The sequence below is a fragment of the Sinorhizobium saheli genome (genome assembly GCF_001651875.1).
In the GTDB taxonomy this organism is placed as follows: domain Bacteria; phylum Pseudomonadota; class Alphaproteobacteria; order Rhizobiales; family Rhizobiaceae; genus Sinorhizobium; species Sinorhizobium saheli.
On sequence record NZ_LNQB01000069.1, the window covers coordinates 24,992 to 38,822 of the forward strand.

The 13,831-nt window shown below is 65.9% G+C and carries 13 protein-coding genes; 7 read left to right on the forward strand and 6 right to left on the reverse strand.

Translation table 11 applies throughout. The features are described from left to right. Nucleotides 1–101 precede the first annotated feature (101 nt). Nucleotides 102–1,097: an aldo/keto reductase gene (locus ATB98_RS10115; protein WP_066872885.1), complete on the reverse strand. Its 996-nt coding sequence runs from the start codon at nucleotides 1,095–1,097 to the stop codon at nucleotides 102–104. Between the two features lie 205 nt (nucleotides 1,098–1,302). Between ATB98_RS10115 and ATB98_RS10120 the strand changes: the two genes are divergently transcribed. From ATB98_RS10120 to ATB98_RS10130, 3 genes are all read left to right on the forward strand, one after another. Continuing rightward, nucleotides 1,303–2,193: a LysR family transcriptional regulator gene (locus ATB98_RS10120; RefSeq protein WP_066872888.1), complete on the forward strand. Its 891-nt coding sequence runs from the start codon at nucleotides 1,303–1,305 to the stop codon at nucleotides 2,191–2,193. 139 nt (nucleotides 2,194–2,332) lie between these two features. Further along, nucleotides 2,333–2,950, forward strand: coding sequence for a hypothetical protein (locus tag ATB98_RS10125; protein WP_066872891.1), 618 nt, complete (start codon nucleotides 2,333–2,335; stop codon nucleotides 2,948–2,950). Between the two features lie 487 nt (nucleotides 2,951–3,437). Continuing rightward, complete coding sequence (locus ATB98_RS10130) at nucleotides 3,438–4,424, forward strand: Gfo/Idh/MocA family protein (RefSeq protein WP_066872894.1); 987 nt, start codon at nucleotides 3,438–3,440, stop codon at nucleotides 4,422–4,424. 46 nt (nucleotides 4,425–4,470) lie between these two features. Here ATB98_RS10130 and ATB98_RS10135 read toward each other — a convergent pair whose 3' ends face one another. From ATB98_RS10135 to ATB98_RS10145, 3 genes are read right to left on the reverse strand one after another with little or no spacing between them, the layout of a single operon-like run. Continuing rightward, a complete protein-coding gene (locus tag ATB98_RS10135) occupies nucleotides 4,471–4,827 on the reverse strand; it encodes a DMT family transporter (protein ID WP_066873169.1) in 357 nt (118 codons plus the stop codon). Nucleotides 4,828–4,844: 17 nt separating this feature from the next. Continuing rightward, nucleotides 4,845–5,540 carry a class I SAM-dependent methyltransferase gene (locus tag ATB98_RS10140; RefSeq protein ID WP_066872897.1) on the reverse strand — a complete coding sequence of 232 codons (696 nt, stop codon included), beginning with the start codon at nucleotides 5,538–5,540 and terminating at the stop codon, nucleotides 4,845–4,847. 17 nt (nucleotides 5,541–5,557) lie between these two features. Further along, complete coding sequence (locus ATB98_RS10145) at nucleotides 5,558–6,556, reverse strand: glycosyltransferase (RefSeq protein WP_066872899.1); 999 nt, start codon at nucleotides 6,554–6,556, stop codon at nucleotides 5,558–5,560. A 265-nt stretch (nucleotides 6,557–6,821) separates the two neighbouring features. On the opposite strand from ATB98_RS10145, the gene ATB98_RS10150 reads away from it, so the two are divergent. The 3 genes from ATB98_RS10150 (at nucleotide 6,822) to ATB98_RS10160 (ending at nucleotide 10,886) form a co-directional block, all read left to right on the forward strand. Beyond that, nucleotides 6,822–8,651: a hypothetical protein gene (locus ATB98_RS10150; protein ID WP_066872901.1), complete on the forward strand. Its 1,830-nt coding sequence runs from the start codon at nucleotides 6,822–6,824 to the stop codon at nucleotides 8,649–8,651. A 67-nt stretch (nucleotides 8,652–8,718) separates the two neighbouring features. Continuing rightward, nucleotides 8,719–10,296, forward strand: coding sequence for an exodeoxyribonuclease VII large subunit (xseA, locus tag ATB98_RS10155; protein WP_066872903.1), 1,578 nt, complete (start codon nucleotides 8,719–8,721; stop codon nucleotides 10,294–10,296). Beyond that, nucleotides 10,296–10,886, forward strand: a complete 591-nt coding sequence (locus tag ATB98_RS10160) for an NAD(P)H-dependent oxidoreductase (protein ID WP_066872906.1) — start codon at nucleotides 10,296–10,298, stop codon at nucleotides 10,884–10,886. The genes xseA and ATB98_RS10160 overlap by 1 nt, the downstream gene beginning before the upstream one ends. A 5-nt stretch (nucleotides 10,887–10,891) precedes the next feature. On the opposite strand, the gene ATB98_RS10165 is transcribed toward ATB98_RS10160, so the two are convergent. After that, the gene (locus ATB98_RS10165; RefSeq protein WP_066872909.1) at nucleotides 10,892–11,389 is read right to left on the reverse strand and encodes a MarR family winged helix-turn-helix transcriptional regulator; all 498 of its coding nucleotides are present in this window, start codon (nucleotides 11,387–11,389) and stop codon (nucleotides 10,892–10,894) included. A gap of 120 nt (nucleotides 11,390–11,509) precedes the next feature. On the opposite strand from ATB98_RS10165, the gene ATB98_RS10170 reads away from it, so the two are divergent. Continuing rightward, nucleotides 11,510–12,385 (forward strand): EamA family transporter, encoded by an 876-nt coding sequence (locus ATB98_RS10170; RefSeq protein ID WP_066872912.1) that lies wholly within the window; start codon nucleotides 11,510–11,512, stop codon nucleotides 12,383–12,385. Nucleotides 12,386–12,540: 155 nt separating this feature from the next. Here the strand turns inward: ATB98_RS10170 and ATB98_RS10175 are convergent, their stop codons facing one another. Further along, nucleotides 12,541–13,797, reverse strand: coding sequence for an aminopeptidase (locus ATB98_RS10175; RefSeq protein WP_066872915.1), 1,257 nt, complete (start codon nucleotides 13,795–13,797; stop codon nucleotides 12,541–12,543). Nucleotides 13,798–13,831 lie beyond the last annotated feature (34 nt).

Sequence of the window (13,831 nt, forward strand, 5' to 3'; positions counted from 1 at the left end):
CGCCTAGGTCTTCGCGGCGGCCACGCATCATAGGTAGGGCATTGCAACGGAATTGCGATGCCCGACGCCGCCGGCAGCACGGCGTCAAGGCGACGCGTAGCTCACCTGTTGGTCAGTGCCAGCGACGCATCGCTGTAGCGTCGGCCGGCAACGAGCGTCGGGGACAGCGCTGCGCCGAGCGCCGCCAGGTCGCCGTCGGAGAGAACGATATCGGCGGCGGCGACGTTCTGCTCCAGGTGCTCGATCTTGCGTGCGCCGGGGATCGGAACGATATCGTCGCCCTGGTTCAGGACCCAGGCGAGCGCAAGCTGGGCGGCCGTCACGCCTTTTTTCCCGGCGAGTTGCTGAAGTTCGGTCACCAGCGCCGCATTGGCGTCGAAGTTCTCCTCCTGGAAGCGCGGCAGTGACCGGCGGAAATCATCCGCGGCGAGGTCGTCCACCTTGCGGATGGTGCCCGTCAGCATGCCGCGTCCAAGGGGGCTGTAGGGAACGAAGCCGATGCCGAGCTCGCGGCAGGTGGAAAGCACCTCGACCTCCGGATCGCGCGTCCAAAGCGAATATTCACTCTGCACCGCCGCGATCGGATGGACCGCATGGGCGCGGCGAATGGTGGCAGCGCTCGCCTCGGACAGGCCGAGCGCGCGCACCTTGCCCTCCCTTACGAGTTCAGCCATGGCGCCCACGGTTTCCTCGATCGGCACGCCCGGATCGATGCGGTGCTGATAGTAGAGGTCGATGACGTCGGTGCCGAGCCGCTTGAGCGACGCCTCCGCCACGGCCTTGGCCTGTTCCGGGCGGCCGTCGACGCCCCTGATCGCCTCCGCGGCGGGCTTGCCCGGGTCGATGCGGAAACCGAATTTGGTGGCGATGACCACCCGGTCGCGCCTGTCCTTCAGCGCCTTGCCGATGAGCTTCTCGTTCTCATAGGGACCATAGACCTCCGCCGTGTCGAAGAAGGTGACGCCGAGCTCGACGGCACGGTGGAGCGTTCGTGTGGATTCGCGTTCGTCGGCCGCGCCATAGGCGAAGCTCATGCCCATGCAGCCGAGGCCAATGGCGGAAACGGTAAGTTCGTTGCCGAGCTTGCGGGTCTTCATCGGATCTTCCTTTCAGGCAGGAACGAGCGGACCGACGTCCTCGCGGACAGGCGGCGCTCGCATCGAGACGGGGGATGCTTCGGGAGCAGCGTGGCGATCTGGAGCGTTGCCATCGCTGGCGCCGGCTCCCGACGAGAAGGTAGGAGCGGCAGGATCGATTGAAAATCGCTGTCAATTCTCACGACTTGTTCTATTATTTCGATCAATGAAGCGCACCCAGCTTTCCCAGCTCGCCGTCCTCTCCGCCGTTGCCGCCCATGGCGGCTTCCGCGGCGCGGCGAGGGAACTCGGCATCGCGCCGTCGGCCGTTAGCCACGCCGTGGCCAGCCTGGAGGCAAGCCTCGGCGTCCGCCTGCTCGCGCGCACGACGCGCAGCGTCGCGGCAACGGAGGAGGGGAGGCAGCTTCTGGAGCGGCTGCGGCCGGCGCTCGATGACATTGCCCATGCGCTTGAGCGGGCGGCGGAGGCGCGGGAGCGGCCGGCCGGCAACCTGCGCATCACGGCGCCGCGCTTCGTCGCAGACCTCATTCTCGCGCCGCGCCTCGGCGACTTCCTCGGGCGCTATCCGGACATCGTCCTCGAAATCGCCGATGAGGATGGCTTCACCGACATCGTCCAGGGCGGCTATGACGCCGGAATCCGCCTCGGGGAAAGCCTGGAGGCCGACATGATCGCGGTTAAGGTCGGTCCGGACCTGACGAGCGCGGTTGTCGCCGCCCCTTCCTATTTCGAGCGCTTCCCGGCGCCGTGCCACCCGCGCGATCTGGCGGCGCATCGCTGCATTCGCCGGCGCTTCTCCAATGGCACCATCTATCGCTGGGAATTCGAGAAGGACGGGGAGGAGATAACCGTCTCCGTGAACGGACCGCTCATCCTTGGCGAGGACCGGCCGATCATCAAGGCGGCGCTCGGCGGGGCGGGATTGGCCTATGTTTTCGAGTCGCGCGTCAGCGAATACGTGGCATCGGGCAGATTGGTGGGCGTGCTCGAGGACTGGTGCGCGCCCTATGCCGGTCCCTATCTCTACTATCCGAGCCGCAGGCTGATGCGTCCGGCGCTAAGAGCCTTCATCGATTTCTTCCGGCACGGCCGCTGACGGCGCCGGGCGCAGCGACGGCGAGCGAGGCGGAATCGGGTGGATGGCAGGCGCGCCGTCCGAAATGTTCGCTCAGTTGGGACGCACCGAGGAAAACGGAACGCCGAAAAGGCAAGAAGCAAAAGCGCGGAGATGATGGATGCGGAAGCCTGGTTCGATGAAATCGCTGGAGGAGCTTGGCCGCGTGCGGCTGTCGAAGAACTTCTTCCTGCGCGACTTCCTCCATTCGGAGATCGCCGATTTCTATCGAATTCCGAACATTCCAGACGATCCCGATCTCGCCATCGAGGCCGGGCGGAGGCTCTGCGAGGAGTTGCTGGAGCCGCTCGAGGCGACGTTCGGCAGGCTGCATATCCGCTCCGCTTATCGCAACCGCGCCGTCAACGCCTTCGGCAATGCGAACAAGCTCAACTGCTCGACCAATGCGGCGACGGCCGCCGACCATATCTGGGACATGCGCGACGCGGACGGCTCCATCGGCGCGACCGCCTGCATCGTCATTCCCTGGGTCTGGGACCGGGAGCGCCACGAGGGCGGCTGGCAGAGTCTCGCCTGGTGGATCCACGACCATCTCCCCTACGCCTCGCTCTGCTTCTTCCCCAAGCTCTGGGCCTTCAACATCCAGTGGCACGAGCGGCCGCGCCGGACGATCAGGAGCTACGCCGAACCGCGCGGGCTCCTGACGAAGCCCGGCATGGCCAATCACGACGGCAGCCACGCCCATCTCTACCCGGGGTTCCCGCCGTTGGCGAAGTGACGCGATCGCGAGAGTCGTCTTACGCCCCGATTCACCCCTCTCCAAAGGGCCACAAGGGGGACGATCTCCCCTCAAATCGCCCCTCACCCCAGCCCTCTCCCCGCAGGCGGGGGAGAGGGGACGTGCCTTCCAGACGCCCCTCGCGAGGGCCGTGAGGCGGTCCCTCGTGCCCCTTCTCCCCGCTTGCGGTCCGCCTGAGGGGAGAAGGTAGCGGCAGCGGGTTGAGGGGACTTCGGTGGCTCCGCCAATGCTCAACGGCGCGGTCGACACAGCAGTTTGCCTTGTGGGGTGGGGAGGGGCGAATTGTGTGTGGGGTGAATTCTTCCGCGGGACAGCTTGGGATCGCGGGCGGCAGGGGTTGCTGGGTACGTACCTCGGCGATAATCTCCCGGGCTGATCGCGATTCCTGCAAGGCGATCGATCACCCAATGAGGATGCGGGAGGAGCCGCTGTCGCTCCTCGTCCCGCGTCGGAAGGAGACGGCCCCATGCTGCGTTTCGGAATTCTGTCGACGGCCAGGATTGGCCGTGAGCTTGTCGTGCCCGCCATTCAGGACGCCGAGAACTGCGTCGTCACGGCGATCGCCAGCCGCGACCTGGCCAAGGCAAGGGAAATGGCGGACCGTTTCTCGGTGCCGCATGCCTTCGGCTCCTACGAGGAGATGCTCGCTTCCGACACGATCGATGCCGTCTATATTCCGCTGCCGACCTCGCAGCACGCGGAATGGGCGATCAAGGCGGCCGATGCCGGCAAGCACGTGCTTTGCGAAAAGCCGCTGGCGCTGAAGGCCGAGGAGATCGACGCCGTGATCGCCGCGCGCGACCGCAACAAGGTGCTCGTCTCGGAAGCGTATATGGTGACCTACAGCCCCGTCTGGCGGAAGGTGCGCTCGCTGCTTCAGGAGGGCGCCATCGGCAGGCTCAGGCATGTGCAGGGCGCCTTCACCTACTTCAACCGCGACCCCGGCAACATGCGCAACATCCCCGCACTCGGCGGCGGCGGCCTGCCAGATATCGGCGTCTACCCGGCGATCACCACCCGCTTCGCCACCGGCAAGGAGCCGCTGCGCGTCCAGGCCAGCACCGATCGCGATCCGCAATTCGGAACCGACATCTATTCGAGCGTTCGGGCCGATTTCGGCGATTTCGAGCTGAGCTTCTACATCTCCACCCAGCTCGCCGCCCGCCAGGTGATGGTGTTCCACGGCGACAAGGGCTATATCGAGGTGAAGTCGCCCTTCAACGCCGACCGGTACGGCCGCGAGGAGGTCGAACTCACCAACCAGAACCACGGCCAGTCGCAGCTCTTCCGCTTCCAGGATGCCCGCCAGTACAGGCTCGAGGCCGAGGCCTTCGCGCGGGCGGCGAAAGGCGAGCCCGAGGAAGTGGTGACGCTCGAAAGCTCGCGCCTCAACCAGAAGCTCATCGACGCGATCTATCGCGCCAGCGACAAGGACGGCTGGGAGCCGGTCTGAGGCGGCTTGGGGTCGTCCGGTCGCGGCGAGGCGGCCCGCCTCGCCATCAGGAATTGATGACGATCATTCCGCCGATGATCAGCGCGGCGCCGATGGCGTAGCGGGCCGTCACGGTTTCGCCGAGAAAGAAGGCGGCGAACAGCGGCACGAGGCAGAAGGTCAGCGCCATGAAGGAGTAGGCGAGCGTCAGCGGCACCGACTTCAGCGTGAAGATCCAGATGATCGTGCCGAGCCCGTACAGCATCAGCGCCGAAAGCAGCGTCGGGCTCGAAAAAAGCGACATCAGCTCGCGGGCGCTGAAGCCCGCGGCCCTGGCGCTGGTCATCTTGAAAAGGATCTGCCCGGTGGCGATCAGGACCGGCGTGAAGACCAGGCCGAACCAGGCCGTGGGTGCGAAGGACATCATCGACGTTCCGGCCCTTACAGCTTGTCTTCCCGATAGAAAATGTCGCGACCGATGTCGATGCATTCATGGCGCTCGGGCACCGGATGCATCGCCCTGAGGAAGGAGTGGGTGTAGGGGAAGAAATTGAAGTGGGGATTGAACGTATAGCGGTATTCCCGCTCGCGCGGCACGACGATGATGACGCGTCGACGGGCGACGCGGCGAAGTTCCGCAATTGCGCGGCGATAGTCGAGGATATGTTCGATCACATGCGTACAGACGACCGTGTCGAATTCCCCGTCCGCGAACGGCAGCTCCTCGATCTTGGCGGCGACATATTCGATGCCGTCGATGCGGGCGGCGTCGTCGATGGCGAAGTCGACGCCGGCCAATCGTTCGACGCCGGGATTGGCGCTCCTGATCCGCTTGAGCAGGGCACCCGTGCCGCAGCCGACGTCGCAGACGCTTGCACCCCGGATCTCGGCTGCGATCCTGCGGATACAGGCCTCTGAATTGTCCGTGCCCTCATGGACGCGCGGATGCTGCCGGTAAAGCGCCTCGTACTCGGCCTCGGAGAGGAACGGCGCACGCTCGCGGAAGCGGGCGAGGTGAGAGATGTGGTTACCCCAGGCAAGCTTCGCCACGCCCTTGAAGAGGCGCGAATCCCTGAGGATCGGCGGAATCATGTCCTCGATGACGAAGCGTATGCGGTTGGTCGTTTCCCGGTTCATCGATGGGGTCCCAAGATTCAGGCCGCGCTTTTGCCGCTCGGCCGTTCCGCCAGCGCATTGGACAATGCCGGCGACGTTTGCCCGTCGCGAGGCGCCATGCGGGCAAGGGTCATATAGTGCATGCGCAATTGCTCCGTTCTGGCGCGCGAAACCGAGTCGAGGATGAGGCCGACCGTGAAGAGCATGATCGAGATCAGCAAAAGCACCAGCGAGAAAAGCCAGGTCGGCATCCGCGGAACGAGACCGGTTTCGAAATACTCGATCAGCACCGGCGCCATGAAGGTGAGGCTCGCAACGAGGAAGGTCGTGCCGATCAGGCCGAAGAAGGCGAAGGGGCGCGTCTCCTTCATCAGGAGCACGAACATCCAGAGAATCTTTGCTCCGTCCCTGAAGGTCGAAAGTTTCGAATGCGAACCTTCGGGACGGCGGCCGTAGTCGAGTTCGAGCTCGCTGACCGGCAGCTTCAGCCGGGTTGCGTGGACCGACATTTCCGTCTCGATCTCGAAGCCGTTGGACAGCGCCGGAAAGCTCTTTACGAAGCGGCGCGAAAAGGCCCGGTAGCCGGAGAAGATATCGCTGAAATCCGCGCCGAAGATCGATCCGTAGAGAAGGTTGAAGATGCGGTTGCCGAAGGCGTGCCCCTGCCGCCCGGCCTCGATCCGGATGTGCCGGCGCGTTCCGACGACCATGTCGGCCCGCTCGGTGACCAGCGTGCGGACCAGGTCCTCGGCATCCTGCGGCGAATAGGTGCCGTCGCCGTCGGCCATCACATAGATGTCGGCGTCGATATCGGCGAACATGCGCCGGACGACATGGCCCTTGCCCTGTCGCCGCTCGCGCACCACGATCGCGCCGGCCAGCATCGCCTGCAGCGCCGTGCCGTCGATCGAATTGTTGTCGTAGACGTAAATGCGCGCGGACGGCAGCGCCATCCTGAAGTCTTGCACGACCTGGCCGATCGTCGAGGCTTCGTTGTAGCAGGGTATAAGGACGGCGACGTCGAGTTGATCGGGCATGGATCGCTGCTCGTTTGCGGGACTTTCGTCATCCTACAGGCGGCGCGTTAACAAGACGCTATGGAGGTGAAAGGCGCGCCGTCTGCCCTCAGGGCCAGCCGTTTTACGCTTTCTTGATTCGTGCCGGCTAAGGTCGCGGCCACTAGAGCGGGATGCGCTCACATGCGTTCGCGCCACCGCTCTATCTTTTTGTTCTTGCCGCATTTGTGCATGCGTCAGGTGATTCCGCCTGACTGCAAAATGCTTTAGCGGATGGAGAGGGTGCGTGGCAGAGACGACGGGGGCAGCGTTTCAATCGAAGGAGCACGGCCGCGACGTCGCCGTCTGGTCGCGGCTATCCTGGATGGTGCTCGGCTACGCCCTTCCGATCATCGTTTTCCTCATCGTCAAGATGATGCGCGCCGCGGATTACGTGGGGCGCGACAATGACGATGCGATGCGGCTCGTCCAGGTGCGCGACCTGCTGGCCGGACAAGGCTGGTTCGATCTTACCCAGACGAGGCTCGGCCTCGACGGCGGTACGCTGATGCATTGGTCTCGTCTTGTCGATCTGCCGATCGCCGCCCTGATCGCGCTGTTCAGGCCGGTCGCGGGACCGGAGCAGGCCGAGGTGATCGCGCTTGCAGTCTGGCCGATCCTCCTGGTGGTGCCGCTGCTTGCGGCCATGGGCCTCGCCGGGCGGCGCATCGGCGGGCCGCAATGCATGCATTTCTGCCTCGGCCTGACGGCGATCTCCATCGTGACCGGCAATCGCTTCCAGGCAGGCGCGATCGACCATCACAACGTTCAACTCGTTCTGGTCGCGGCGATGGCCGCCATGCTGGTCGACCGGCGATACAGGGCGACAAGTTTTGCCATTGCCGGCGCCGCGGCCGCGCTGGCGATAGCCATCGGCGTCGAGACCACGCCCTTCGTCGCCTCGGTGTGCCTCGTGGTTGCACTCCTCTGGGCGTTTGAGGGCGCGGCCTTCGCCGCTCCCGCCGCAGCCTTCGGGGTGACGCTCGCCGCCACGGTCAGCGCCGCCTTCTTCTTGACGGTGCCGCCGCATCTCTATCAGGTCGTCACCTGCGACAATCTTTCGATCGCGTTCTTCTCGCTTTCGGCTGCGGGCGGAGCCTTGCTCGCGCTTTCGGCAGCCGCAGCAAGCGGCCTTGGCCGGCCGGGGCGCCTTGCCGTTCTCGGCGCGTGCGGCCTCGTGCTCGCAGGCATCCTCCTGAGCGTTGCGCCGCAATGTCTGCGCAACCCGCTTGCCAGCCTCGATCCGCTGCTTTTGGAACTTTGGCTGAACAACGTGACGGAGGCCCAGTCTTTTTCCGCCTTGGCGCGACACGATCCGGGCAGCCTCGCCGCCTTTTATTTCGCGGGTCTTTTCGCCGTTCTGATCTGCCTCTGGCGAATTTTCCGTGGCGAGCGCGTCGTGCCTCACCTGATCCTGCTGGCACTCGTCTTCGTCAACTGGGCAATCGCCCTGTTCCAGGTGCGCGGCGCCGTCTTTTCAAACCTGCTCGCCATCCTGCCGATCTCGCTCCTGCTCGTCTCGCTGAGGTCGCGGATGATGCGGGAGCGTTCCAATCCGCGCGCCTCGCTCCTCTACGTCGCGACCGTTCTCGTCTCCGTGCCCGCCGTCTGGGCGCTGTCGGGCGAACTGGCGTTCAACGGCGTGGCGGCGTTGGCGGGCAATGCCGACGCGCAAGGGGGCTCCGGTCGCTGCAATTCGGCGGAAGCCATGGCGGACCTTCGGACGGTCGCGCCGACCCTGGTCGTCGATCCTTCGAACATGGGTGCGTCGATCCTCCGCTTCACCGAGCATCGCGCCTTGAGCGCGCCCTATCACCGAAACCCAGGCGGCATGCTGGCGGAACTCAGGATCGGACTGGCGGATCCGGATGCGGCTGCGGTCATGCTGAAGCGGCTGGGCGACCCGGTCCTGGCCTTTTGCGCCAAGGATCCGCAGACACGGATGATCATCGACAGGGCCACCGGCGGGCTCTACGGCCGCCTCAGCGCCGGCGATGTCCCTTCCTTCCTGACGCCGCTGCCGGTGACCGGCGGATCCGAGCTGCGGCTCTTCCGGCTCCGGTCCGGGCGCGATTGACCGGAAAAACCGTAGATAGAAGCGCCTAGCTGCTGCTATTCGCGGCGCGGTCGGTTACAACAGGCGCATGAATTCGTTCTTCGATTCCGATTCCGCCTCCAATGTCGCCGAATATTCGGTGTCGGAGCTTTCCGGTTCGATCAAGCGCACGATCGAGCAGACCTTCGAGCATGTCCGGGTACGGGGCGAGATTTCCGGCTATCGCGGCCCGCATTCCTCGGGCCATGCCTATTTCGCGCTCAAGGACGACCGCGCCCGCATCGATGCGGTCGTCTGGAAGACCACCTTCCAGCGGCTGAAGTTCCGCCCGGAGGAGGGCATGGAGGTGATCGCGACCGGCCGGGTCACGACCTTTCCCGGCTCGTCGAAATACCAGATCGTCATCGAATCGCTGGAGCCGGCGGGCGCCGGCGCGCTGATGGCGCTTCTGGAGGAGCGCAAGCGCAAGCTCCAGGCCGAAGGCCTCTTCGACGCCGCCCGCAAGCGGCCGCTGCCCTTCATGCCGAAGGTCATCGGCGTCGTCACCTCGCCGACGGGCGCGGTCATCCGCGACATCCTGCACCGGATCGCCGACCGCTTTCCGGTCCATGTCGTCGTCTGGCCCGTCCGCGTCCAGGGCGACGGGGCCTGCGACGAGATCGTCGCGGCGATCGAAGGCTTCAACGCGCTCGATGGAAGCGGTCCCATTCCGCGGCCGGACGTGCTGATCGTCGCCCGCGGCGGCGGCAGCCTCGAGGACCTCTGGTGCTTCAACGACGAGCCGATGGTGCGGGCGGCGGCGGCCTCCGCCATTCCGCTGATCTCGGCCGTGGGACATGAGACGGACTGGACGCTGATCGATTATGCCGCCGACCAGCGGGCGCCGACACCGACGGGCGCCGCCGAAATGGCGGTGCCGGTGAAGGCCGACCTCGAGGCTCAGGTCGCGAGTCTGGCGGCTCGGCTCAAGGGCGCCGCCACGCGGCAGATGGACAACCGGCGCCATGCGCTGCGCTCGCTGGCGCGAGCGCTTCCCTCGCTCGACCAGTTGCTGGCGCTGCCGCGGCGGCGCTTCGACGAGGCAGCCGCGGGCCTCGGCCGCGGCCTCACGATGAACACGGCCAACAAGTGCCGGAGTTTCGAGCGCATCGCCGCCCATCTTCGGCCGGACGTGCTGACGGCAAGGATCGTCGATCGCCGCCAGCGCGTGCTTACCGCGATGAACCGGGCCGAGCGGATCGTCGAACGGCAGGTGCATCGCGGCGAGGCCCGCGTCGCGGCCGCCGATGCATCGCTGCGTGTCCTTCCGTCGCGGCTGATCGGCCAGCTCCACCGGGCGTCGGACCGAATTTCGGGACTGAGCCGGCGGGCCGATGCGGCAATAGCCGCCGACATACGCCGGCTGAAGGGCGCGCTGGCGGCGCAGGACCGCGTGCTTCAATCGCTCTCCTACCGCAACGTCCTGCAGCGCGGCTTCGCGCTGGTGCGTGACGCGGCGGGTGAGCCGGTGAAGCAGGCCGCGGCGGTGGCACCAGGCATGGCGCTTTCGCTGGAATTCGCGGACGGCCGCGTCTCGGCGGTTGCGGGTGAGGACGGCGCGCCGCCGGCGCCGAAGAAACGGACCGCACGGCCGGCTGAGCCGACGAAGCAGGGCAGCCTGTTCTGATGCGCATCCTGCTGGTGCTCGCCCATCCGCTCGAGGATAGCTTTGCGGCGAGCGTCGCCGGGCTCGCCAGGGAAACGCTGGAGGCGAGCGGCCATACCGTCGACCTGCTCGACCTCTATCGCGAGGGCTTCGACCCGCGGCTGACCATTGCCGAACGCGGCAGCTATTTCGACGAAAACTATGATGCCGCCGCGGTTTCCGGCTGGATCGCGCGGCTCGAGGCAGCGGACGGGCTCATGCTCGTGTTTCCGCAATGGTGGTTCAATTTTCCGGCGATCCTCAAGGGCTTCTTCGACCGCGTCTTCGCGCCGGGCACCGCCTTCGACCATGATCCGGCGGGCGGGCGCATCATCCCGCGGCTCGGCAATATCAGGCTGTTCTGGGCACTGACCACGACCGGTTCGCCCTGGTGGGTGGTGCATCTCTACATGGGCAATCCGGTGCGCCGGCTGTTGAAACGCGGCATAGCCGGCTTCTGCGCCAAGGGGCTCGATTTCCGCATGATCAGCCTGCACGACATGGACCGGGCGTCCGCGGCGAAGCGCAAGCGGCATCTTGAACGGGTGCGCGCCCTGGTGAGCCGGATCTGACCGGCCTATTCGAATGTGGCGAGGAATTTTTTGAGCAGCGCGTCAATCGCGTCCCGCTCCTCGGGGGTGAGGCCGGCGATCATGCGCTGCTGGTTGGCGACGTGTGCCGCGACCGCGGCGTCGATGCGCTTCAAGCCCTCGGGCGTGAGCGCGATGATCACGCCCCGCCGGTCTTCGGGATTGTCGAGGCGCTTGACGAGACCGGCCTTTTCGAGCTGGTCGAGACGATTCGTCATGGTTCCGGAGGTGACCATGGTGGCGGCAAGCAGCTCGCCGGGGGAGAGCTGGAAGGGCGGGCCGGATCGGCGCAGCGTGGCCAGCACGTCGAAGCTTGCCGAGGTCAGCCCGTGATCGGCAAAGACCGCTTCCTGCTCCCGGGAGATATGGGCCCTCAGCCGCGCCAGGCGCCCGAGAGGTCCCATGGCCGAAACGTCGAGATCCGGCCGTTCCCGGCGCCATTGCGCCAGGATCCTGTCCACGTGGTCCTTGTCGTCCGGTTCCATCTCTCTCCTTGATCCGGCGGCGAAGGCGCCCCCGATCGGCTTTATGACACGGGTATCTTGACGTCAAGATAGATTGCTTTACGATGAATTATCTTGAAATCAAGAATATTGAGATAAAGAATGCAGGCAAAAACATTCGACCTGGCCCTCACCGCAATTGCGCCGGCCATCTGGGGCAGCACCTATCTCGTCACCACGGAATTCCTCCCGGCCGGCTATCCCTTGACGGTCGCGATGCTGAGGGCGCTTCCGGCCGGCCTCATTCTCCTGCTGATGGTGCGCCGGCTGCCGACGGGCATCTGGTGGCCGCGCAGCTTTCTCCTCGGCGCGCTCAATTTCTCGTTCTTCTGGGCGATGCTCTTCATCTCCGCCTACCGTCTTCCGGGCGGCGTCGCCGCGACGGTCGGCGCCATTCAGCCGTTGATCGTCATCGTCCTGTCGCGCCTCGTACTCGGCTCGCCGATTAGGGCGCTGAGCGTCGTCGCAGGCTTCGCCGGCATGGCGGGCGTGGCGCTCCTGGTTCTGACGCCGAAGGCATCGCTCGACCCGGTGGGCGTTGCCGCCGGTCTGGCGGGCGCCGTTTCCATGGCCTGCGGCACGGTGCTGAGCCGCCACTGGACGCCGCCCGTCTCCGCGCTCACCTTCACCGCCTGGCAACTTTCGGCCGGCGGCCTGCTGCTGGTGCCGGTTGCCCTTCTTCTGGAGCCGTCCCTGCCGCAGCTCACCGGCGCCAACATCCTCGGCTTCGCCTATCTCGGGCTGATCGGCGCCGCCTTCACCTATGCTCTCTGGTTGCGCGGGCTTTCACGCCTGGAGCCGTCGCAGGTCTCGCCGCTCGGCTTCCTCAGCCCCGTCACGGCGATCCTGCTCGGCTGGGGCGTGCTCGATCAGCAGCTCACCGCGGCGCAACTCGCCGGAATCGCGGTGGTCTTCGCCAGCGTCTGGATGAGCCAGCAGGCACAGGTGGCGCGGCGCACGGCGCCTGCTCGGGCGTAGCGCAAGGATGAGACTTGTAAGGGCCCCCTCACACTAACCCTCTCCCCGTTATGACGGGGAGAGGGGACTGAGGCGGTGCCCAGCGACCCCTTCGCCCCGCTTGCGGGGAGAAGGTGCCGGCAGGCGGATGAGGGGCTTTCCCCGATGGAAATCAATCAGGCCCATTCGCCCTTGCGCATCACCGGCACGCGGCCGCCGTCGGCACGCACGCCGTCGATGTCGACCTCGCCGGAGCCGATCATCCAGTCGATGTGGATGAGGCTGGAATTGCCGCCCTGCGCCCGGATCTGCTCCTGGCTGAGGCTGGCGCCGTCGAGGAAGCACTTCGAATAGCACTGGCCGAGCGCGATGTGGCACGAGGCGTTCTCGTCGAAGAGGGTGTTGTAGAAGAGGATGCCGCTTGCGGAGATCGGCGAGGAATGCGGGACCAGCGCCACTTCGCCGAGGCGGCGGGCGCCCTCGTCGGTGTCGAGCACCTTATTCAGCACCTCTTCGCCGCGCGAGGCCCTGGCCTCGACGATGCGGCCGCCTTCGAAGCGCACCTGAATATTGTCGATCAGCGTCCCCTGGTGCGAGAGCGGCTTGGTGCTCGAGACATGCCCTTCGACGCGCAGCGCATGCGGCGTGGTGAAGACCTCCTCGGTCGGGATGTTCGGATTGCAGGTGATGCCGTTCTTGGCGACCGAGGCGCCGCCGTGCCATTCATGGCCGTCGGCAAGCCCGACGGTCAGGTCGGTGCCCGGTCCGGTGAAGTGCAGCGCGGCGAAGCGCTCCTCGTTGAGCCAGGCGGAGCGGCGGTGCAGATTGGCATTGTGCTCCTTCCAGGCGGCGATCGGATCGTCGACGTCGACGCGGGAAGCGGCAAAGATGGCGTTTGCCAGCTTCTCGACGGCGACCGCTTCCGGATCGTCCGGGAACATCTGCTTCGCCCAGGACGGGTTCGGATAGGAGACGATGTTCCAGTTGATGTCGAAGTTCGAGATCTTCTCGAGCGCCGGCTTGTAGGCGATGGAATTGGCCTTGTTGGCGCGCGCGACCTTTGCCGGATCCTCTGCGGAAAGCAGCATCGGATTGTCGCCGGCGATCGCCAGGCGCGCGGCCCCGCCGGCATAGGCCCTGGCCATGCCCTCGTAGAGCCAGTCGCTCGCCCGGTCGAAGCTCTCGTCCGGTGCATGGGCATAGCGGGCGAGCGTCGCCTCCTCATCGGCATAGAAGGTCGTCACCAGCCCGGCGCCTGCCATGTAGGCATGCTTGGTGATGAGCCGCGCCAGCGGCAGCGCGGCGATCGGCGCGGTCATCACCAGGTCCTGGCCCTTCTGCAATTGCAGTCCGACCTTGACGGCGACCTCGGCGAGCTTTTCGAGCTTCACCGGGTCGACGGGATTCCTTGCGGATTGGAGGGGGGCGTTCATGGCGGCTCCTGCTCTTCTTCTTGCGGGGGTATCG